The sequence below is a fragment of the Paraburkholderia sp. J8-2 genome (assembly GCF_905220195.1).
Taxonomy (GTDB): Bacteria; Pseudomonadota; Gammaproteobacteria; order Burkholderiales; family Burkholderiaceae; genus Paraburkholderia.
Genome location: NZ_CAJMZA010000001.1, coordinates 348,985 through 370,096, shown reverse-complemented (window position 1 = coordinate 370,096; position 21,112 = coordinate 348,985). Strand labels below are relative to the sequence as shown.

At 64.7% G+C, this 21,112-nt stretch carries 15 protein-coding genes; 11 read left to right on the top strand and 4 right to left on the bottom strand.

Annotated features, from left to right (window positions below; all coding sequences use genetic code 11):
* The first annotated feature begins 11 nt into the window (after positions 1 to 11).
* Genes U5A52_RS01585 through U5A52_RS01565 form a run of 5 tightly spaced genes read left to right on the top strand, consistent with a single transcriptional unit; the run spans position 12 to position 6,020 of the window.
* On the top strand, positions 12 to 938 hold the full coding sequence (locus tag U5A52_RS01585; protein ID WP_321909347.1) for a glycosyltransferase family 2 protein: 927 nt from the start codon (positions 12 to 14) through the stop codon (positions 936 to 938).
* A 34-nt stretch (positions 939 to 972) separates the two neighbouring features.
* Complete coding sequence (locus U5A52_RS01580) at positions 973 to 2,118, top strand: glycosyltransferase (protein ID WP_321933570.1); 1,146 nt, start codon at positions 973 to 975, stop codon at positions 2,116 to 2,118.
* A 2-nt stretch (positions 2,119 to 2,120) separates the two neighbouring features.
* Positions 2,121 to 3,614: an O-antigen ligase family protein gene (locus U5A52_RS01575; RefSeq protein ID WP_415764586.1), complete on the top strand. Its 1,494-nt coding sequence runs from the start codon at positions 2,121 to 2,123 to the stop codon at positions 3,612 to 3,614.
* A complete protein-coding gene (locus U5A52_RS01570; RefSeq protein WP_321909344.1) occupies positions 3,611 to 4,831 on the top strand; it encodes a glycosyltransferase family 4 protein in 1,221 nt (406 codons plus the stop codon). The genes U5A52_RS01575 and U5A52_RS01570 overlap by 4 nt, the downstream gene beginning before the upstream one ends.
* Positions 4,832 to 4,862: 31 nt before the next feature.
* Positions 4,863 to 6,020: a glycosyltransferase family 4 protein gene (locus U5A52_RS01565; protein ID WP_321933568.1), complete on the top strand. Its 1,158-nt coding sequence runs from the start codon at positions 4,863 to 4,865 to the stop codon at positions 6,018 to 6,020.
* Between the two features lie 82 nt (positions 6,021 to 6,102).
* Here the strand turns inward: U5A52_RS01565 and U5A52_RS01560 are convergent, their stop codons facing one another.
* The 3 genes from U5A52_RS01560 to U5A52_RS01550 are packed head-to-tail and all read right to left on the bottom strand — an operon-like array spanning position 6,103 to position 9,221.
* Complete coding sequence (locus tag U5A52_RS01560; protein WP_321933567.1) at positions 6,103 to 7,059, bottom strand: GDP-mannose 4,6-dehydratase; 957 nt, start codon at positions 7,057 to 7,059, stop codon at positions 6,103 to 6,105.
* Positions 7,046 to 8,089, bottom strand: coding sequence for a GDP-mannose 4,6-dehydratase (gene gmd, locus U5A52_RS01555; protein WP_321909340.1), 1,044 nt, complete (start codon positions 8,087 to 8,089; stop codon positions 7,046 to 7,048). The genes U5A52_RS01560 and gmd overlap by 14 nt, the downstream gene beginning before the upstream one ends.
* Positions 8,090 to 8,126: 37 nt before the next feature.
* Positions 8,127 to 9,221 carry an acyltransferase gene (locus U5A52_RS01550; protein WP_321933565.1) on the bottom strand — a complete coding sequence of 365 codons (1,095 nt, stop codon included), beginning with the start codon at positions 9,219 to 9,221 and terminating at the stop codon, positions 8,127 to 8,129.
* 345 nt (positions 9,222 to 9,566) lie between these two features.
* On the opposite strand from U5A52_RS01550, the gene U5A52_RS01545 reads away from it, so the two are divergent.
* Genes U5A52_RS01545 through U5A52_RS01535 form a run of 3 tightly spaced genes read left to right on the top strand, consistent with a single transcriptional unit; the run spans position 9,567 to position 15,777 of the window.
* Positions 9,567 to 11,798: a hypothetical protein gene (locus U5A52_RS01545; protein ID WP_415773363.1), complete on the top strand. Its 2,232-nt coding sequence runs from the start codon at positions 9,567 to 9,569 to the stop codon at positions 11,796 to 11,798.
* Positions 11,799 to 11,827: 29 nt separating this feature from the next.
* Positions 11,828 to 13,294, top strand: coding sequence for a flippase (locus U5A52_RS01540; protein WP_321933563.1), 1,467 nt, complete (start codon positions 11,828 to 11,830; stop codon positions 13,292 to 13,294).
* Complete coding sequence (locus U5A52_RS01535) at positions 13,291 to 15,777, top strand: glycosyltransferase family 4 protein (protein ID WP_321933562.1); 2,487 nt, start codon at positions 13,291 to 13,293, stop codon at positions 15,775 to 15,777. Before U5A52_RS01540 ends, U5A52_RS01535 begins: the two co-directional genes overlap by 4 nt.
* A gap of 595 nt (positions 15,778 to 16,372) precedes the next feature.
* Here U5A52_RS01535 and U5A52_RS01530 read toward each other — a convergent pair.
* Entirely contained in the window at positions 16,373 to 17,554 is a 1,182-nt protein-coding gene (locus U5A52_RS01530; protein ID WP_321933561.1) for an acyltransferase, read from the bottom strand.
* 199 nt (positions 17,555 to 17,753) lie between these two features.
* Between U5A52_RS01530 and U5A52_RS01525 the strand changes: the two genes are divergently transcribed.
* From U5A52_RS01525 to U5A52_RS01515, 3 genes are all read left to right on the top strand, one after another.
* A complete protein-coding gene (locus tag U5A52_RS01525; protein ID WP_199272116.1) occupies positions 17,754 to 17,897 on the top strand; it encodes a hypothetical protein in 144 nt (47 codons plus the stop codon).
* Between the two features lie 264 nt (positions 17,898 to 18,161).
* Positions 18,162 to 19,052, top strand: a complete 891-nt coding sequence (gene galU, locus U5A52_RS01520; protein WP_321909330.1) for a UTP--glucose-1-phosphate uridylyltransferase GalU — start codon at positions 18,162 to 18,164, stop codon at positions 19,050 to 19,052.
* 372 nt (positions 19,053 to 19,424) lie between these two features.
* Complete coding sequence (locus U5A52_RS01515) at positions 19,425 to 21,047, top strand: S53 family peptidase (RefSeq protein ID WP_321909328.1); 1,623 nt, start codon at positions 19,425 to 19,427, stop codon at positions 21,045 to 21,047.
* Positions 21,048 to 21,112: the final 65 nt, after the last annotated feature.

Genomic DNA, 21,112 nt, shown 5'->3' with positions numbered 1-21,112 from the left:
GAGAACACGCGATGAAAGTGACCGTGCTCGTGCCGACGTATCGGCGTCCTGACGATCTGTCGCGCTGCCTTTCGGCGCTCCTGCGCCAGCAGCGCGCGCCCGACGAAATCGTGGTGGTGGCCCGCGCCGACGACGAGGCCACGCACGCGTGCCTCGCCGAACATGTCACGCCCCGCGTGCTGAACGTGGAAGTGGCCATTGTCAAGGAGCCGGGGCAGGTGGCGGCGCTCAATCGCGGCATCGAGGCTGCGACGGGCGACGTGATCGCCATCACCGACGACGATGCCGCGCCGCGCGCCGACTGGGTGGCGCGCATTGCGGCGGCCTTCGAGTCCGACCCGAAGCTCGGCGCGCTCGGCGGACGCGACTGGGTGCACGAAGACGGGCGCATGATCGACGGCGAGCGCACGCTCGTGGGCAAGCTGCAGCGCTCGGGCCGCATCGTCGGCAATCATCATCTGGGTGCGGGCGGCGCGCGCGAAGTGGACCTGCTCAAGGGCGCGAACATGAGCTATCGCCGCGCGGCGATCGGCGACCGGCGTTTCGACCGGCGCCTGCGCGGCACCGGCGCGCAAACGCATAACGACATGGCATTCAGCATGAGCGTGAAGCGCGCGGGCTGGAAGCTCGTGTACGACCCGCTCGTGGCCGTGGACCATTATCCCGCGCCGCGCCCGGGCGAAGACCCGCGCAATGCGCAGACGCTCGCTTCGATCCGCAACGCCGCTTACAACCTGCATCTGATCCTGCTCGGCCATCTCACGCCGCTGCGCCGCGAAACTGCCTGGTGGTGGTATGCGCTGGTCGGCACGCGCGTGTATCCGGGCCTCGTGCACACGGGCCTGAGCGCCGTGCGCGGCGATTCCGCGGGTGCGGCGTTCGCACGCTGGCGCGCGGTGCGCGGCGGCGCACGAGAGGCGCGCCGCGCGCTCGTTTGAGCGGCGCGGCCAACGACTATACGGAGGACCCCGAATGAGCGGTACGCAAGTCCACGTCCACCTTTTCTATGGCGCCGATCCGCGCCGCTATCGCAAAGGCGAGAATATCGGCAGCCTGTACGGATACCATCACGCGGAATCTGCGGAATTCGCGCTCAATTACGCGCAGGACGCGAGCGAGAGCACGCCCATGCGCTTCGTGCGGCGCGGCCTGAAGGCGGCGTTCGGTTTCGACTTCATTCACGCATGGCGCAATCGCCGCGCCATTCTGCAGTCCGATGTGATCTGGACGCACACCGAGCAGGAGCATCTGGCCGTGGCGCTGGTGCTGCTGATGAATGCGAAGAAGGGCGGCGCGCGCCCGCTGCTGCTTGCGCAGAGCGTGTGGCTGCTCGACCGCTGGCCGGGCTATGGCGCGCTGCGCCGCGCGATTTACAAGCGGCTGCTCAAGCGTGCCGATCTGCTCACCACGCTCGCGAGCGAGAATGCTGCGCTGTGCGGCGAGTACTTCGGGCGCGAGGCGCGCCACGTGCTCTATGGGCTGAACACCAACGACTTTCCGCTGCGTGCGCCTTCAGAATGGAAACCGCATGCGCCGGTGCGCGTGGCCGCGATCGGCAACGACCGCGACCGCGACTGGACCACGCTCGTGAGCGCGCTCGGCAACGATACGCGCTACCAGGTGCGTATCGCCACGCGGCGGCGCATGCCGGCATCGGCGCGCGCGGACAACGTCGAAATCGTGCGCGTTTCCGGCATCAAGCAGCAGCATGCACTCTATGACTGGGCGGACATTATCGTCGTGCCGCTGCGTCCCAACACGCACGCTTCGGGCATCACGGTGATGCTCGAAGCCGCGGCGCTCGGCAAGCCGATGATCGCGACGAAGGTCGGTGCGCTCGAAGACTACTTCGACGACAAGGCCGCGTCGTATGTGGAACCGTTCAACGTCCAGCAGTTGCGCGATGCAGCGAACGCGCTCGTGGCCGATCCGGCGCGCGCGCTCGGCCAGGCGTGTGAAGCCTGTGAGCAGCTGCGCACGCGCGATCTCACGACGCAGCACTTCGCGCGCCAGCACGCGCAGCTCACGCGCGAGATGCTGCTCGAGCGCGACGCGCTCAATGGCGGATCGATGGCGGGCGAACCCCAAGGCCGGGGCGTCGCTGCGCGCGGGATGTGATCATGGATGTCACGACCGCTATCCCTGCACCGGCGCCGCAGCCTGCGAGCCCGCAACGCGCCCGCCGTGGGGGCCTGCGCAGCCTGATGGGCCGCGATACGCTGCCGCCGCTGGCCCTGTGGGTGCTCACGGCGCTGCTGATCGGCGCGCACCAGGGCACGGTGCTCACGCTCGCGTTCCCCGTGCTTTCGATCGCGGTGGGCTTCTGGCTCTACTTCGTGAACCCGGTGCGCTATATCGGCTTCATGTGGTGGCTGTGGTTCCTGAGCCCGGAAGTGCGGCGTCTGGCCGACTACGGCAAGGGCGGCTTCACGCCCACGAGCCTCATTCAGGTCGCTCCGCTCGCCGTGACGATGATCAGCGGCATTTCGCTGCTGCGCTACTACCCGATTCTCGGGCAGCGGCGCGGCCTGCCGCTCCTGCTCGCGCTGCTCGGCATCGGCTATGGGTTCGCTGTGGGCGTAGTGGGCAGCGGCCCGGCGGCGGCCGTCTATGACCTCGCGAACTGGATCTATCCGTTCCTGATCGGCTTTCACATCATGGTGCTCACGCGCCAGTACCCCGAATGCAGCAAGACCATCATCAACACCTTCATCTACGGCATGCTCGTGATGGGCGCGTATGGTCTCGTGCAGTTCTTCATCATGCCGCCGTGGGACGCCATGTGGATGATCGGCTCGGACATGAACTCGCAGGGCGACCCCGTGCCGCTCGGCGTGCGCGTGTTCAGCACGATGAATTCGTCGGGCCCGTTCGCGTTCGCGATGATGGGCGCGATGGTGTTCGTGATGGCCGCGCAGCATCGCGTGCGCTGGGTCGCGGCTGGGTTCGGCTTCTTCTCGTTCGCGCTCTCGCTCGTGCGCTCCACCTGGGGCGGCTGGGCGATCGCGATGGTCATCCAGCTGATGAAGTCGAGCAACAAGGTGCGCATTCGCATCATCGTGAGCGCGGTCGTGCTGGCGGGCGTATGCGTGCCGCTGCTCACGTTCGGTCCGGTGGCGGACCGCATGCAGCAGCGCCTGAATACGCTCGTGAATCTGAAGGACGACCAGAGCTACGAGGCGCGTAACCAGTTCTATGCCGACTTCGCGAAGAAGGCCTTCACCGACGTGACGGGCGAGGGCCTGGGCGCCACCGGCGCATCGACGAAGCTCTCCAGCAACAACGGCCAGCTTGGGCAGTACGGCAGCTTCGACAGCGGTGTGATGAACATTCCGTTCGTGCTCGGCTGGCCCGGCACGCTGCTTTACATGTCGGGCGTGCTGTGGCTGATCGTGCGCGCGGTGCGCGTGTCGTTTCGCCTGCAGGAGGACCGCTACGTTTGCGCGTGCCTGAGCCTCGCGATCTCGATCTTCGCCATGCTCGTCTTCACCAACTCGCTCGTGGGCACCGGCGGCCTGCTGCTCTTTTCGAGCGTGTTTTCCATTCTCAGCGCGGGACATTGGACGAAGCTGCAACGCCAGGCCAATGTCCGCACCACGGAGGTCTCCGATTGAGAGTCGCAATCGTCACGCATGTCGTGCGCCACAATGACGGCCAGGGCCGCGTCAATCATGAAATCGCGCGCGCCGCGCTCGACGAGGGGTTCGAGGTGACGCTGGTCGCCTCGCACGTCGCGCCCGAACTGCTTGCCCACCCGAAGGTGAAGTGGGTGAACGTGCAACCCTCGCGCGCGTGGCCCACCAACCTGCTGCGCCAGCAGGTGTTCGCGCTGAAGAGCGCACTGTGGCTGCGCCGCAACCGGCGCGCATACGACGTGCTCCATGTGAACGGCTTCATTACCTGGGCGCACGCCGACGTGAACACCGCGCACTTCGTGCACGGCGGCTGGGCGCGCAGCAAGTATTACCCGTTCGGTCTTACGCGCGGCGTGTGGTCCGCTTACCAGTTCGTGTATACGCGCGCCAATGCGGTGCTGGAGCGCTGGGCGTACCGGCGCTCGCGCGTGATCGCCGCAGTCTCGCGCAAGGTCGCGGACGAAATCCGCGCGTCGGGCGGCCACCCCGTGGAGCGGCTCGACGTGATTTACAACGGCGTGGACACGCGCGGCTTTTCGGCCGCGAGCGCCGACCGCGCGAAGTTCTCGCTGCCCGCCGATGCATTCCTGCTGCTTTTCGTGGGCGATCTGCGCACGCCGCGCAAGAACCTCGGCACGGTGCTGCACGCGCTCAAGCATATGCCCGGCAACGTGCATCTGGCCGTGGCCGGCTACCTGCCGGGCAGCCCGTATCCCGATCTCGCGCGCGAGCTTGGCATCGAGTCTCGCGTGCATTTTCTCGGCCTTGTGCGCGAGATGCCCACGCTCATGCGCTCCGTCGATACCTACGTATTTCCTTCGCGCTACGAAGCAATGAGCCTGTCGCTGCTCGAAGCGATGGCGGCGGGCTTGCCCGTCGTGACGGCGCGCACGGCGGGCGGCGCGGAAATCATCACGCCGGAGTGCGGCATCGTGCTCGACGACCCCGACGACGTGCCCGCGCTCGCCAATGCCGTGAAAACGCTCGCCACCGACACACCGCGCCGCCTCGCAATGGGCGCGGCCGCGGCGGAACTCGCCACGCAATTCGGCTGGGCGCGTATGGCTGCGCAATACATCTCGCTCTACCGGCAACTGGCCGGCGACGCGAGCGAGGCCGTGCGCCGCGAAGAACCCGAGTTCGCTGCTGCGACGCTGCCGGGCGGTCAACCGCTCCAGCGCGCAGAAACCCCCTGATAACCGCATACGTGCAGAACAAGGACACGCGATGACCACACACTCCATTCAATCGCTGCAAATCGGCATGCACTGGTTTCCCGAGCGCGCAGGCGGGCTCGACCGCATGTACTACTCGCTGGTGGGCGCGCTGCCCGGTGCGGGCGTGCGCGTGCGCGGCGTCGTGGCCGGCTCGCCCAAGGTGGCAGAGGACAGCGGCGGTGCGATCCAGGGCTTCGGCTCCGCTTCGCGCTCGCTGCCGTTTCGCCTGATGGACGCGCGCCGCGCGTTGCGCAGCGAGATTCGCCGCCACCGTCCCGACGTGATTTCCTCGCACTTCGCGCTGTATACCTTCCCCGGACTCGACGTCACGCGCGGCATTCCGCAGGTTTCGCACTTCCAGGGACCGTGGGCCGACGAGAGCTTCGTGGAAGGCGCGGCCACGCTGAGCCAGCGCATCAAGCACTCGCTGGAGCAGTCGGTGTATGAGCGCTCGTCGCGGCTCATCGTGCTTTCGAAGGCGTTTGGCGACATTCTCACGCGCCGCTACGGCATTTCGCCCGAGCGCGTGCGCATCGTGCCGGGCTGCGTGGATACGGCGCATTTCGATCCGGCGTGCTCCTCCGCCGAGGCGCGCCTGAGGCTGCAGCTGCCGCAGGGCCGCCCGATCATCCTGGCTGTGCGCCGCCTCGTGCGCCGCATGGGTCTGGAGGACCTGATCGATGCGATCAAGATGGTGAAGCAGCGTCATCCGGACGTGCTCCTGCTGATCGCAGGGCGCGGCCGTCTGGAGTCCGAACTGCAGCAGCGCATCGACGAAGCGGGTCTGGTCGATAACGTGAAGCTGCTCGGTTTCGTGCCCGACGCGCACCTGCCGTCGCTCTATCGCGCCGCAACGCTGAGCGTGGTGCCGACGGTCGCGCTGGAGGGCTTCGGGCTGATTACGGTGGAATCGCTTTCCGCCGGCACGCCGGTTCTGGTGACGCCAGTGGGCGGCCTGCCGGAAGCGGTGGCAGGGCTGTCACAGGACCTCGTGCTGCCGGCCACGGGCGCGAACGCGATTGCCGACGGCATCGACGGCGCGCTTTCTGGGCGCATCAAGCTGCCGGATGAAGCGGCATGCAAGGCGTATGCGCGCGAGCACTTCGACAACGCCGTGATCGCGAAGCGCGTGGCCGGTGTTTATGCGGAAGCGATTGCTACCCACTGAAGCGGGTCGTTAGACCAATAGAAAACCGCCGCTCGGGAGAGCGGCGGTTGATGTGTAGACGAGAGAAAGCGCGCAGTGCGCGCTATTGCGTTTCGAGCACGCGTTCGCGGGCTTCTTCGTACATCCAGCGCAGCGTGTCTTCCAGGTGCTTGCGCGAGCTGTCGCCGACGATCGAGCGAAGCTTCGCGTTCGAGCCGATCAACTGGCGCACCTCGTTGGCGCGCACGAAACGTGGATCGACATGCACCTCGATCTCGTAGCCGGCAATGCGCGCAAGCATGCCGAGCAGCGCGCCGAGCGTTTGACCACTGCCCGAGCAGACGTTGACAGTGACGCCGCACGGCGCGACTTCGACAAGCCGCGCATAGGCGTTTACCACGTCGCGCACATCGGAGAAGTCGCGGGCCACGTGAAGGTTGCCAAGCGAAATCTGCTTTTCGCCGCGCGCATAGTGCTCGACGATCTTCGGGATCAGGAAGTCCGGCGACTGGCCAACGCCTGTGTAGTTGAACGGGCGCGCGATGATGATCGGCAATTGCGCCTGAAAACGCTTCGCGACGTATTCCATCGCGAGCTTGCTGACTGCGTAGTCGTTGGCGGGTTGGGGTTCGACGTGCTCGTCGATCACGCCGTTCGTGGCGTTGCCATAGACATTCGCGCTGCTCGCCAGCAGCACGGCGCGCGGCACGTGCTTTTGCTGCGCGAGGGCTTCGAGCAGATTGCGCGTGCCGACCACGTTCACGAGATACGTGCGCGCAACGTCGCTGTCGGCCACGTGGGCCAACGCGGCGAGATGCACGACCACGTCCGGTTGCACGGACTCGAGCGCATGGGCGATGGCGCCGCGCTCGAGCAGGTCGGCTTCGATCGCCGTGGCGCCGAACGGGAAGGCCTCGGCGCTGAGCGATTCTCCGGCCCGGACGGTGCCCCAGACACGGTAGCCGTCCGCCGCGAGGCGGGCGGCCATATAGCGGCCCGTAAAGCCGCCAATGCCCGTGATGAGCGCGCGCGGACGGCTAGCGGGATCAGAATGTGTCATGGCGTTCATTGCGCGCAAGGTCGGCCGTGACCATCATCTGGCAGAGCTGCTCGAGCGAAGTCTGCGGCTGCCAGCCGAGCTTTTGCTGCGCCTTGGTCGGGTCGCCAATGAGCAGATCGACTTCGGCCGGGCGGTAGTAGCGCGGGCTCACACGCACGAGCGTGCGGCCCGTGGCGACGCAAATGCCGGTTTCGCGCTCGCCCTTGCCCGACCATTCGAGCTGGATGCCCGCTGCCGTGAACGCCATCTTCACGAAGTCGCGCACGGTTTCGGTGCGGCCCGTGGCGAGCACGTAGGTGTCGGGTTCATCGGCCTGCAGCATGCGCCACATGCCTTCGACGTATTCGGACGCGTAGCCCCAGTCGCGCTTGGCGTCGAGATTGCCGAGTTCGAGCATGTTGAGCTTGCCGAGCTTGATCTTGGCAACGCTGTCGGTGATCTTGCGCGTGACGAACTCGCGCCCGCGCAGCGGCGACTCGTGATTGAAGAGAATGCCGCTCGTCGCGAAGATGTCGTAAGACTCGCGATAGTTAACGGTGGACCAGTGCGCGAACAGTTTCGCCACGCCGTAGGGGCTGCGCGGATAGAACGGCGTCTCCTCGCATTGCGGGATCGCCTGCACCTTGCCAAACATTTCGGAGGTCGAAGCCTGATAGAAGCGCGCTTTCGGGTTCACCACGCGAATCGCTTCGAGCATGTTCAGCACGCCAATGCCGGTGACTTCGGCGGTCGTAGCGGGCTGGTCGAACGACACGCCCACGAAGCTCTGGGCCGCGAGGTTGTAGACCTCCTGCGCTTGTGCGCGCTCGACGAGGCGCAGGGTCGAGCCCGCATCCGTGAGGTCGTGTTCGACGAGTTCGAGCGAAGGATGGTCGAGGATCCCGAGCTCGTTCATGCGCCAGAAGTTCACGGAGCTGGTGCGGCGATACGTGCCGGTGACGTTGTAGCCCTTGTCGAGCAGAAGGCGCGTGAGGTAGGCGCCGTCCTGGCCGGAAACACCGGTGATGATCGCTTTGCGACGTTCGTTCATGTGATGTGTCCTTGAAATAGCGAACGGGATTCAGGAATTACGATTGCGGGCTCGACTGGCGCACGCGCGCGGTGATGTCCACCGGCTTCGCCGCCGAGCGGCGGCGCGGGCCGCGCGTGAGGCGGCGCTCGAAGAGGAACCAGCTCGCACTCGCATAAGCGAGCGTGAGGACGAGCGCAATCGCGGCGCTCTCGATGCGGCCGTAGTGAAGCGGCCACACGGCATAGAGAATCGTGAGGTGAATGAGGTAGATCGTGTAGCTGATCGTGCCGATATACACGAGCACCGGGTTCGACAGCAGGCGCCGTACGATGCCTTTCGACTGCAGCGCGAACACGACGATGGAGGTGCAGAGCACGAGCGAGATGCTATAGAGCGTCGCGTTCGAGAGCGGCGTGTTCATCGCGCGAAAGCGCGGGTAATGCAGGTGCAGCCAGGCCAGCGCGCCGAGCGCGGCAAAGAACAGCACGGCGGCGGGCCATTTGAAAGGCTCGAGCGCGTTGCGGTCGCGGCGCACGAGCACGGCTAGCAGTGCCCCGGCGGCCAGCAGGTCCATGCGGAACGGCGTGAGATAGTAAATCGGCCAGTATGTGTCGAACCACGGCGTCGCGACGGCGCGCAGCACGGGCACGAGCATGATAAGCGCGGCCGCCACTACCGCCATGAGGCGCTGCGGCAGGAACAGCACGACGAAGGGCCACACGATGTAGAACTGCTCTTCTACGGCGAGCGACCAGAGAATGTTGAGGCTGTCGTGTCCGCTCTGGCCGAGCGCGTCGCCGATATTGGTGGCGAAGAACGCATACCACGGCCAGTAGTGCGCCCAGCCGAAGCCGAACAGCAGCGACGACACCACGAGCAGCAGCACGTAAGGCGGCAGAATGCGGCGCAGCCGGCGCGCATAGAAGTAGCTGAAATACGATTGCCCGCGCGCCTTGCGCTCGAGCAGGATGCCGGTGATCAGAAAGCCGCTCAGCACGAAGAACAGGTCGACGCCCATCCACAGCGGCGCGTGCAAGGCGTGCTGCGCGAACACGGCGAGCACGGCGAAAGCACGCAGACCGTCCAGCTGGACGATGCGGTGGGAATGGTCGGCGGGGCCTTGTTGATGGACCAGGCGGCTAACGGTCATCGGTTCTCCGGTGAGTTCATGCATGCACGATTACTGTGCGATTCATTCTAGAAAGAATTAAATCTTCAAAAAGCCGAAATATATTGGTATTGGATTTTTAATTTTAATTGCCGGAATTTGCGCGATATGAAATACGCATGGCTGTCCGGAAATGAGGCCAGGTCAAGCTGAATAGGCCTTACAGGCTTCACGTCCGGGTTCTGGGATTTATTTCCGGCGCAGTCGGAAATGGGTCATAAATACTGAATTTTTTTGAATTATTTTCCGTTTTTTGGAGGCGATTTTTCATACGGTTTGTGCGGCATGATCCAGGCAGATTGCCGTCATCAGACCGGAGGAATTGCCTTGCCGTTATCGAATCCCGATCGCCGTTTGCGCAGGACGTTGGCGCTGGCCGCGACGTGCACGTTTATCTGCACGTCTTCGGTCCAGACCATCGCCGCGCCGCAGCTCAACGTGACGACCTCGTGGATCGGCAACACCTTTGGCAACGGCCAGGGCACGTGGATGCAAATCAACGTCACGGCCATTGCCGTCACACCCGAAGGCAAGGTCTTCACCAACGCCCCGTGGGACGAGAGCGGCGCCGAGATCAGCGCGTACCAGGACGGCAAGCCGCTCGGCTTTGCCGGCGGCACGCATGGGTGGGGGGGCGGCGGCGGCAACGCGGTGGCCGTGAATCATCGCTATCTGTATGCGGCGGTGGGTGTGGGTAACGAGAAGGGCCATCTCGTCGGCAGCGGCATCTGGCCTGCGAAGGGCAGCCAGTGGTACGGCATCACGCGCCGGCCGCTCGACGAGCCCAAACGTGCGGCCGCGTTTCAGGCTTCGCCCGATCCGCTCAATCCGCATGCGCAGCTTTCGGCGTCGTTTCTGAAGATCAACGAAGTCCCCGCCGGCACACCTGCCGACATTGGCGGACTCGCCGCTACGGATTCGACGCTCTACGTGAGCAACACGCCGATGAACCGCATCGAGGTGTACGACGCGAACTCGATGCAGCGCAAGACGCAATGGGACGTTGAGGCGCCGGGACGTATCGCGCTCGCGGCCGACGGGTCGGTGTGGGTGCTCACGGGGAGTGGCGCGGGCAAGGGCGCTGCCCAGCCGCGCGTCGCGCATTACTCGGCGGATGGCAAGCGCCTCGACGACACGCTCGCGCTGCCCGACGATGCGGTGCCCGTGGATCTCGCGTTCGATCCGCAGCAACGCCTGCTGATCGCCGATAACGGGCCGCGCCAGCAGATTCTCATCTTCACGCGCAACGGCAAGACGTGGACGCAGAGCGCCACGCTTGGCGAACGCGGCGGCATCTTCTCGGGTGTCGCGGGCAGGCCGGGGCCGGGCCGGTTCAATGGCCTGACGGGCGTCGGCACCGATGCGCGCGGCAACATCTACGTCTCGACCAACGGCGTGGGGCCGCAACACGATGGCAGCATCGGCGCGGGCCTTGGCGCGACGCTGGAAGCGTATACGCCTGCAGGCAAGCGCCTGTGGAACCTGGAAGGCCTGCTCTTCGTAGATGGCGCCTGGGTGGACCCGCAGCGCCCCAACAGCGTTTATACGGGCAACAAGCGCTTCGAACTTGATTTGTCGAAGCCGGCGGGGCAAGACTGGAAATATGTCGGATTCCTGTCTAATCGGTTCCGCTATCCCGACGACCCGGTCTTTCACACCGACCAGTGGCCGGGTCTGCCGACCGCGCGCGTGTTGGACGGGCGCACGTTCCTGTTCCTGACCGACATGTATGCGGACCACCTGAAGATCTATCGCTTCGACGCGCAGCGCGACGGCGAGACCGCGATTCCCTCGGGCTTCATCGCGGGGCGCGGCCGCGGGGTGCAAAACGTGCCGAATGCGCCAACGGTACCGTCGGCCGGCGACTGGATCTGGCGCGACACGAACGGCAACGGCGCGTTCGACGCCGACGAATTCACGCGCAATCCGGGCCGCGATCACCTTGCAGGCGGGTGGGGCTGGTGGATCGACACGCGCGGCGACATCTGGCGCGCGCGCGACGACAAGGGTATCTGGCGCTTTCGCTTCGGCGGTCTCGATGCGAAGGGCAACCCAATCTACTCGTACGACAAGCTCGACAAGTACGCGATTCCCGCGCCGTTTTCCGAGGTGCATCGCGCGATCTACGAACCGCAGACCGACACGCTCTATGTGACGGGCTACACCGCCGACGCGCCCCACGATCCCGGCTTCTGGAAGGAAGCGGGGCGCGTGCTGGTGCGCTACGACAAGTGGTCGAGCGCTCACCCCGAGCAGCGCTACATGCTGCGCCTGCCGTGGGACCCGAAGGCGAAGCCGCCTGTCACGCCGGCAGGGCTCACGGTGGAAGGCCAGTACATGTTCGTGGTCGAGCCCGCGGGCAACGTGCACGTGTACGACAAGGACAGCGCGAAGGAGATCGGCACCTTCGGCCCAGGCGCGGAAGTGGGCAATACCTCGGGTTGGGTCGACGTGCCGTTCGGCATCACCGCGCATCGCGAAGCAAACGGCGAATACCTCGTGTTCGTCGAGGAAGACGCGCGCGGCAAGGTCCTCATGTACCGCTGGAAACCGGCCTGACCCTCACGGGCCACGCAACTGGATACCTAATGGATAAAGGAATACTGCGCAACGTCGCAATCAATCTGTTCGGTCTCGTGCTGCCGACCTTCGTGTCGCTCGTCACGGTGCCTTCGTATATTCGCCTGCTCGGCGTGGAGCGCTACGGCGTGATCGCGCTCGTGTGGACCTTGATCGGTTACTTCAGCGTGCTCGATCTCGGCATGAGCATGGCCGCGCAGAACCAGATCTCAAAGGCGTATGCGTCCAAAGATGCCGATGCGTGCGAGCGTGTGTTCTGGAGCGCGTTCTGGCTGAACTTCACGACCGGCGCGATCGGCGGCCTGCTGATCTATTCGGGCGGCGCGCTCTATACCGCGTATTTCACGCACGTCACGCCCGAACTGCGCCACGAGGTCTATCTCGCGCTGCCCTGGCTCGCCGTGGCGATTCCGGTGGCGAACGTGTCGTGGGTGTTCGCTGGCGCGATCAACGGCGCGGAGCGCTTTGGCATCTACAACACGAACCAGACGCTCGGCACGTTCCTGTTCCAGCTGCTGCCGCTCGCCGCCGCCTGGGCGTACGAGCCGAATCTGCAGACCGTGCTGGCCGCCGCCGTGTTCGCGCGTCTCGCGGCCGCCATCCTGCTTGGCCGCTCCGCGCTGCGCGTACTCGGCATTCGCAAGGTGCGCGGGCCGCGCCTCGATACCTCGAAGGCGCTCTTCAATTTCGGCGGCTGGATGCTGGTTGCGAGCGTCACCACGATGGTCGCGGACTCGCTCGACCGCATGATGCTGGGCGCGGGCCTCGGCGCGCGCTTCGTCACGTATTACACCGTGCCGCAGAACCTCGTCACGCGCCTGAACATGGTGCCCAATGCGCTCGTGCGCACACTGTTCCCGCGCCTCTCGGCACTCGGTCGCGAGCATGCGGATGAAATCGCCGCGCAGTCGCTGCAATTTCTCAATGCCGTGTTCACGCCCATCGCCATCGGCGCGATCGTCGTGCTCGCGCCCTTCCTGCATGCGTGGGTGGGACCGGTGATCGCCGAGCATGGCGCGCCGGTTGGACGCGTGCTGATCATCGCCGTGTGGCTCGTCGGGCAGGCGGGCGTCACGCGCATTCTTATCCAGTCGCAAAACAATCCTGCCGCTGCCGCACGCGTGGGGCTCGTGGAATTGCCGCTCTTTGCGGGCCTGCTGTGGCTCGGCATTTCGCGTTTCGGTTTGCCGGGCGCGGCGGCCGCCGTGCTGTTTCGCGCACTGTTCGACTACGTCGTGCTGTTGTGGCTGTCGCGCATTCATAGCCGCACGATCATCGTCGATATGTTTGCGCACCTGAGTTTTCTTGCCACGGCGCTTGCTCTTGCGTGGTGGCTGCCGGACGCGCTGTACGCCATCGGCGCCGGTGTCGTGCTGGCGCTCGGCAACGTGGTGTGGTCGGTAGCGACCACGCCCATGCTGCGCGGCTACGCCCGTTCCCTTCTCTTTCGACTGAATTCACGGAAAAGCGCATGAGTCACGAACTGATCGACGAAGCGGCGCCGTCCGAAAGCGCCGCCGCGCCCATTCAACGGCGCGACGCCACCGAAGCGCGACGCGCCGAAACGGGCGCTGTCATGCCGCTGCGGCCCTTGCGGCCAGCCCTCGCCGCGGGCCGCGCGCCGCGCGTGGCCATCGTGCACGACTGGCTCGTGACCTACGCGGGCGCGGAGCGTGTGCTCGAGCAGATCCTGGCCTGTTTTCCCGACGCGGACCTGTTCTCGGTCGTCGACTTCGTCGATGCGAAGGACCGCACGTTCCTGCGCGGCAAGCGCGCCACGACCTCTTTCATTCAGAAACTGCCCGGCGCGCGCAAGCGCTACCGCGCGTACCTGCCGTTCATGCCGCTCGCCATCGAGCAACTCGACGTGTCGGGCTACGACGTGGTGATTTCGAGTAGCCACGCGGTAGCCAAGGGCGTGCTCACGGGACCGGACCAGTTTCATATCAGCTACGTGCATTCGCCGATCCGCTATGCGTGGGATCTCCAGCATCAGTACCTGCAGGAGTCGAGCCTCACGCGCGGCCCGAAGTCGATGCTCGCGCGCCTGATCCTGCACTACATCCGCAACTGGGACGTACGTACGGCGAATTCGGTGGACCAGTTCGTCGCCAACTCGGAGTTCATCGCGCGCCGCATTCAGAAGGTGTATCAGCGCCAGGCCGAGGTGGTGTACCCGCCCGTGGATGTCGACGCGTTCGAGCTGGAAACGCAGAAGGAAGACTTCTATGTGACTGCCTCGCGACTCGTGCCGTACAAGAAGATCGACCTGATTGTCGAGGCGTTCTCGCGCATGCCTGAGCGGCGCCTCGTGGTGATCGGCGACGGTCCCGACATGAACAAGGTGCGCGCGAAGGCTACGCCCAACGTGGAAGTGCTCGGCTATCAGCCGTTCGCGGTGCTGCATGACCGCATGCGGCGCGCCAAAGCCTTCGTGTTCGCGGCGGAAGAAGACTTCGGCATTTCCGTGGTTGAGGCACAGGCTTGCGGCACGCCTGTGATTGCCTTCGGGAAGGGCGGCGCGCTCGAAACGGTGCGCGACACCGGTTCGCGGCCCACGGGCATCTTCTTCGAAGAGCAAAACGCGGACGCGATCATCGCGGCCGTCGACTCATTCGAAAGCGATCCGGGGCGATTCCGCGCCGAGGATTGCCGCGCGAACGCCGAGCGCTTTTCTTCGCGGCATTTCCGCGAGCAGTTTTTCGCGCGCGTGGCGAAGGCGGTGCCGGCGATCTCGCAGGCGGGCTCCGCGCACGGCGCGCCGCCGTTCGAAGTCGACGTGGACGCAACGGAGTCGCCGCGTGTACTCGCGATCGACCAGAGCGGTGTGCTGGGCGGCGCCGAGCTATCGCTGCTCGAAGTGGTGAAGGGCTTGCGCTCGCGTATCGACGTGCTGCTCTTTAACGACGGCCCCTTCAGGGAGGCGCTCGACAAGGCTGGCGCGCGCGTGGAGGTGCTCGATTCGGGCGCATTGAGCAAGGTGCGGCGCGATGGCGGTGCGGCGCCGCGTCTGGGTGTGCTCGCGGGCATTGCCGCGCTCGTGCGCGAGACGCGCCGCCGCGCCCGTGAAGCTGACGTGCTTTACGCCAACACGCAACGCGCCATGGTGATTGGCGTGCTTGCGGGCAAGTTGGCGCGTAAGCCGGTGGTCTGGCATTTGCGCGACATCGTGAGCGACGAGCACTTCGGCCGCGTGCAGCGCGCCGTGATCAAGGGCTGCGCGAAGCTGGGGCTCGCGCATGTGATTGCGAATTCGCATGCTTCGGCGAAGGTGTTTGCGCAACTCACGCGATTCGATGCGAAGCGTATCGATGTTGTGCATAACGGGGTGGATGAATCGCCGTTCCGAGCGCTTGCGCGTGTGCCGCAGGCGCAATTGCGTGCGCAGATCGGGTTGCCCGAGGAAGCGTTCCTCGTTGGCGCGTTTAGCCGGCTTGCGCGCTGGAAAGGGCAGCATGTGCTGCTCGAAGCGTTGCTCAGTGAGCCGCGGGCGCATGCTGTGTTTGTGGGGGCGCCGCTGTTTGGCGAGGACGCCTATGCGGCGGAGTTGCGTGCGTTCGTCGATGCGAATGGGTTGCAGGCGCGTGTGCATTTTCTTGGTTTTCGGCATGACATCGCGGCGTGTATGCGTGCTGTCGATGTGATCGCGCATACGTCTATTACGGCTGAGCCGTTCGGGCGTGTGGTCGTGGAAGGCATGCTGGCGCAGCGGCCGGTTGTGGCTTCGCGTGATGGTGGTGTGACCGAGATTGTCGAGCACGGTAAGAGTGGGTTGCTCTGCACGCCTGGCGATGCGAAGGAACTGGCTGCGACTATCGGCAGGTTGCATGATGATGCGGGTTTGCGTGAAGCGCTTGCCGCGCAAGGGCTCGCTACTGCGCGGGAGCGGTTTGGGAAGCAGCAGTATGTCGAGGCGGTCGAGCGGGTGCTCGATGGGGTTGTTGCGCGGGGGAAGTAAAGGGTTTTTGGCTCCTTGGCGCTTTGGCCTTTCCTTGTTTTCGCGGCGGTATGCAGGCGTTGCCCCTGTGCGGGGCGGCACCTACTTTTCTTTGCAGCGGCAAAGAAAAGTAGGCAAAAGAAAGCCGCTCAAACCGCCAGCGCCAGCCACAGTTCACATCGCGCCACCAAGGGTTAATGGCTCCGGAGCGTCTGTCACCTCGCACCACCGAACTCAGTGACAAGGCGCTCATCCTTCCGGCGGCGCTACGCGCGCCGAAGGGCATAACCTAAAGCCATTGGTGCGCTTGCCTTCCGCCAAGAATGACAACGCCCCCTGGTTTCCCTTGCAGACCCAACCGCTGCGCGCGTAGCGAGCAGCGGGAACGGATGAGCCCCTTGTCACTAACGAAAATGGTGCGAGATGACAGACGCTCCGGAGCCATTCACCTTTCGTGGTGCGATGTGAACTGTGGCAGGCATTAGCGGTTTGAGCGGCTTTCTTTTGCCTACTTTTCTTTGCCGCTGCAAAGAAAAGTAGGTGCCGCCCCGCACAGGGGCAACGCTGGCATACCGCCGCGAAAACAAGAAAAGGCCAAAGCACCAAGGACCCACGATCAAACGGCGACCCGCCTCCTAAGCCGCGCGGCAGCATTCAGCGCAGGCCGCTCGAAGAGCCGATAGAACACCCAGCCAACAGGAATCACGGCGAGGGTAAAACCGAACGACGGCCAGATCGAAGTCTGCAACTCGGAGCGAAACAACAGCGACCCGAGCAGCACGAACAGTGGCAAATGGATGAGATAGAGCGAGTAGCTGAAATCGCCGAGTTTGGAGAACAGCAGGTGGAGCATGCCAGGAGAAGCAGGCTGCGCAAGCGCCTTCACGAGATAGCAGGCAAACGCACACGCCCAGAGCTGGAACGCGCCAAACTGGCCAAAGTGAAACGCCACGCATCCGGCCACGGCGAAAAGCGCCGCAGCGGGATAGGCAAACCGGAACCCGGAAGACCCACGCAAGCGCACTTCGGCGATCCATGCGCCGAGCATCCACGAGAACCAGTACGACGTGAAGACGACGATGTCATGCCGCTCCAGCGTCAACGCAGACACCACGTTGATGAGCGCCACAGCAGCGAGCACGACATTCAGCCCAAACCGCCGGCGCGCAGCAAAAAGCAGCGGATAGAGCAGATAAAACTGCACTTCGAGCGAAAGGGTCCAGAGCGCGCCGTTAGAGCCATACGTCTTACCGGCCACGCCCTGCAGCGAGAAAAGATTGACGAAGAAGTCCCGCACCCCGATGCCATTGATCTTGTGGCTCACAGGAAAGAGCGAGAGGCTGACCGAATCCACAGCCAGCGTGAGCAGCAACGCCGCGAGCAGCACCGGATAAATGCGCACGAAACGGCGCAGCCAGAACTGCCGCGTGTCGAGCCGGAAATTGGGGTTTGCATTCAGGCGCGCGGCGCCGCTGCGGTGAATGCAATACCCGCTAATGACGAAGAAAATCGGCACACCCGCCGATCCCCAGGCAATGGGAAACGTAAGCCACGCGGCGATCGTGCCTGGGCTCGCGAGACTCGCGTGCAACTGGTGAAACGCACCCATGCCGATCCAGGTCACCTGGCGGCAATGGAAATAGGCCACCAGCAGGGCCGCAAAACCGCGCAGAGCCTCGATCAGTTGATCGCCTGCAAGCTCGCGCGCCGCGGTCAAGGGCCGCGCCGCAGAGGACACAGCAGCGGCGGGAAGCGCAGACGCAGGCGGCATGGCAGTTTGGAGTACGGGATCGCTCATCGGTGTCAGCCGGTCCTTGGGGAGAGTACCCGGCGATCTTAGGGGCGCGCGCGCGAGTGAAGTAAGCAAAATATTTTCAAAATGTATTCGAGCGGTTAAGAGAAATGGAGAAATAAATAGATTGAAAATCAAAGCAGTTTATTTGTGGAATTTGAAATGCTAGTTTGTGTGTGATCGACTATGGTCGCTGGAGAATCCGATGAACCTGCACTTGCTGGCCGGCGTGGCCGTGCTGTTGATACTCGTGGGGGTATCCGCATATCGTGAGGCCTTGCGCAATGAGCCCATCCGGCGCGCACGCACGCGTTCCGGCGCCTTGCCGCCCGCCGATGAAGCGGAGTAGACTGCGCCCGAACGAGACGCGTCACCGACACAAGCCGGATCAGGAAATTCATGCCGATTCGCTATAAATTATTCGGAATGAATGGAAATAATTTCCGGTGTTAAGCTTGAATCTTACAATCTGAATTTATTGGCCTTTTTTATTCTTTAAAAGGCGGTAAACAATCTTGTTCAATACAAGAATCTGCCAGTGCAGAACCTCGGGGAAGTCGGCTTGCCTCGCTGCGAGACCGAGACTCAAACGAACGATCTGGGAATGGACATCATGCTCAAAGTAACCAAAGCGGTATTTCCTGTTGCAGGCCTGGGGACGCGCTTCTTGCCCGCCACCAAGGCGAGCCCCAAGGAAATGCTGCCGGTCGTCGACAAGCCGCTCATTCAGTACGCGGTGGAAGAGGCGATCGCTGCGGGGATTACCGAAATGATCTTCGTGACCGGCCGCAGCAAGCGCGCGATCGAAGACCATTTCGACAAGTCGTACGAGATCGAATGCGAACTCGAAGCCCGCAACAAGCAAAAGCTGCTCGACCTCGTTCGCAGCATCAAGCCCGCCAATGTGGACTGCTTCTACGTGCGCCAGGCCGAGGCGCTCGGTCTGGGCCACGCCGTGCTGTGCGCGGAAAAGCTCGTGGGCGGCTCGCCGTTCGCCGTGATCCTGGCGGACGACCTGCTCTACAGCCCCACGCCCGTCATGAAGCAGCTCGTGAACACGTTCAATCACTATCACAGCTCGGTGATCGGTGTGGAATCGATCGCACGTGAAAACAGCGCGTCGTATGGCATTGTCGATGGCCGCGAGTGGGAGGAGGATGTGTTCAAGCTGTCGGGCATCGTCGAAAAGCCGGCGCCGGAAGCCGCGCCCTCGAATCTCGGCGTGGTGGGCCGCTATGTGCTGATGCCCACGATTTTCGACCATCTGCGCTCGCTGAAGCCGGGTGCGGGCGGCGAACTGCAGCTTACCGACGCATTGCAGTCGCTGCTCACCGAAGAGCAGGTGCTCGCGTACCGCTATATGGGCACGCGTTTCGACTGCGGCAGCAAGCTCGGCTACCTCAAGGCAACGGTGGAGTTCGCGCTGCGCCATCCGGAGGTGAAGGACGAGTTCGAGGCGTATCTGCAAACGCATCTGCCGGCCGCGCTCGCTGCTGCGGCATAACCACTCCGCAGCGGCGCAACCACGCTACGGGGTCATTCGAAGCGCGCGGGCTCAGTGCCCGCGCGCTTTTTGCACATCTTGCCTTCCTCCCCAACGATCTCCTGGCATGGCCATGCGCTTGCGCCCGGAGAGATTTGCAATCGTCATCGGTGTATAACGATTCTGGCGGGCACGCCGAATGCGCACAACGTTTCGTTTGTGCTCGCGCTGCGCCGTTGGCCGCATCGTGCGGTGGCGATGCTGCATGAATATCCCAACGATTGTCGTATGGCATGCCGGGCTGGTTTGGTGCGCGCAATTGCGGTGATTCAACGCGCGTCCGGGCGCCAGAGTCCAGTCACAGGCACGCGCTTCACGAAGGAGAAACCGGCCATGACCAGGCACCTTCCCGTGGCAGGCAGCGAACATCCCGCGCCCGCTGGCGCGCAGTGCGTCGGCGCGTGCGACCCGGCGGAGCGCTTCAAGATCGTGTTGATCCTGCGGCGTCAGGCGTCGCCTGAATTTCACGAGCTGGTCAACCGGCTCACCGCCAACGACCCCGCCGCCAAGCCGGTTTCCCGCGAAGAGTATGAGCGGCGCTTTGGCGCCAGCACGGCGGATATCGAGCGTGTCGAACAGTTCGCGAAGGCGCACGGCCTCGCCGTGGACCACGCCGACGCCTCGGCGCGCCGGGTCGTGCTCTCGGGCACGGTGCAGCAGTACAACGCCGCCTTTGGCATCGATTTGCAGCGTTTCGAACATCAGGTCGGCAAGACCACGCATCATTTTCACCAGCCGAGCGGCCCTCTGCATTTGCCGCAAGACATGCACGAGGTCGTCACCGCCGTCGTGGGGCTCGACAATCGCGCGAAGGCGCAGCCGCACTTTCGCTTCGTGCCGACGAGTCTCGCCAATGCGCCGGCTGCTGGCGCACCCATCCGTCCGCCCATCCGTGCCGCGCGCGCGGTGACCCGGTCGTTCACGCCTTTGCAGCTTGCGGAGCTTTACAGCTTTCCCGCAGGTGACGGCAGCGGCCAGTGCATTGCAATCGTCGAAATGGGCGGCGGATACGACACGGCGGACCTCACCGCGTATTTCAAGGCACTGGGCGTGAGCGCGCCGCGCGTGGAGGATGTGTCGGTCGATCAGGCGACGAATGCGCCGACCGGCGACCCCAACGGGCCCGACGCCGAAGTCACGCTCGACGTGGAGATCGCGGGCGCGCTGGCTCCCGGGGCGCTCATTGCCGTGTATTTCGCGCCGAACAGCGAGGCCGGTTTCGTGGATGCGGTGAGCGCGGCGCTGCACGACAGCCAGCGCAAGCCATCGGTCATCTCGATCAGCTGGGGCGCGCCGGAGTCGGCGTGGTCGCAGCAAACGCTCGGCGCGCTGAACGACGCCATGCAAACGGCCGTCGCGCTCGGCGTGACCGTGTGTGCGGCCTCCGGCGACAGCGGCTCGTCGGATGGCGTGGGCGACGGCGCCGATCATGTCGATTTCCCCGCGTCGAGCCCTTATGCGCTCGGCTGCGGCGGCACGCACATCGCGGCATCGAACGGACGCATCTCGCAAGAGACCGTGTGGAGCGACGGCGAAAACGGCGCGACCGGCGGCGGCGTGAGCGCGACGTTCGCGCTGCCGGACTGGCAAAAGGGTCTGCGCGTCGTGCGCGGCAGCGGCGGGGCCGGTGCGCTGGTGCGGCGCGGCGTGCCCGATGTCTCAGCCGATGCCGACCCAGCCACGGGCTACGAAGTGCGCGTGGCCGGCGCGGATACGGTGGTGGGCGGCACGAGCGCGGTCGCGCCGCTGTGGGCTGCGCTGATCGCGCGTATCAACGCGGCGCGCGGCACGCCCGTGGGCTTCGCGAACGCGAGGCTCTATGCGCAGCCCGGCGCCTTCAACGACGTGACGAGCGGCAGCAATGGCGACTTCTCCGCGGCGCCCGGCTGGGACGCCTGCACGGGCCTCGGCACGCCGGTCGGCAGCAAGGTGGCGGCGGCACTCGGCTCGACGTAGGATGAGCGCGGCGCGCCGCCCCGGCGAGAAGGAAATGGCGAGCGCATGCGAGTTGCATGAAAGGT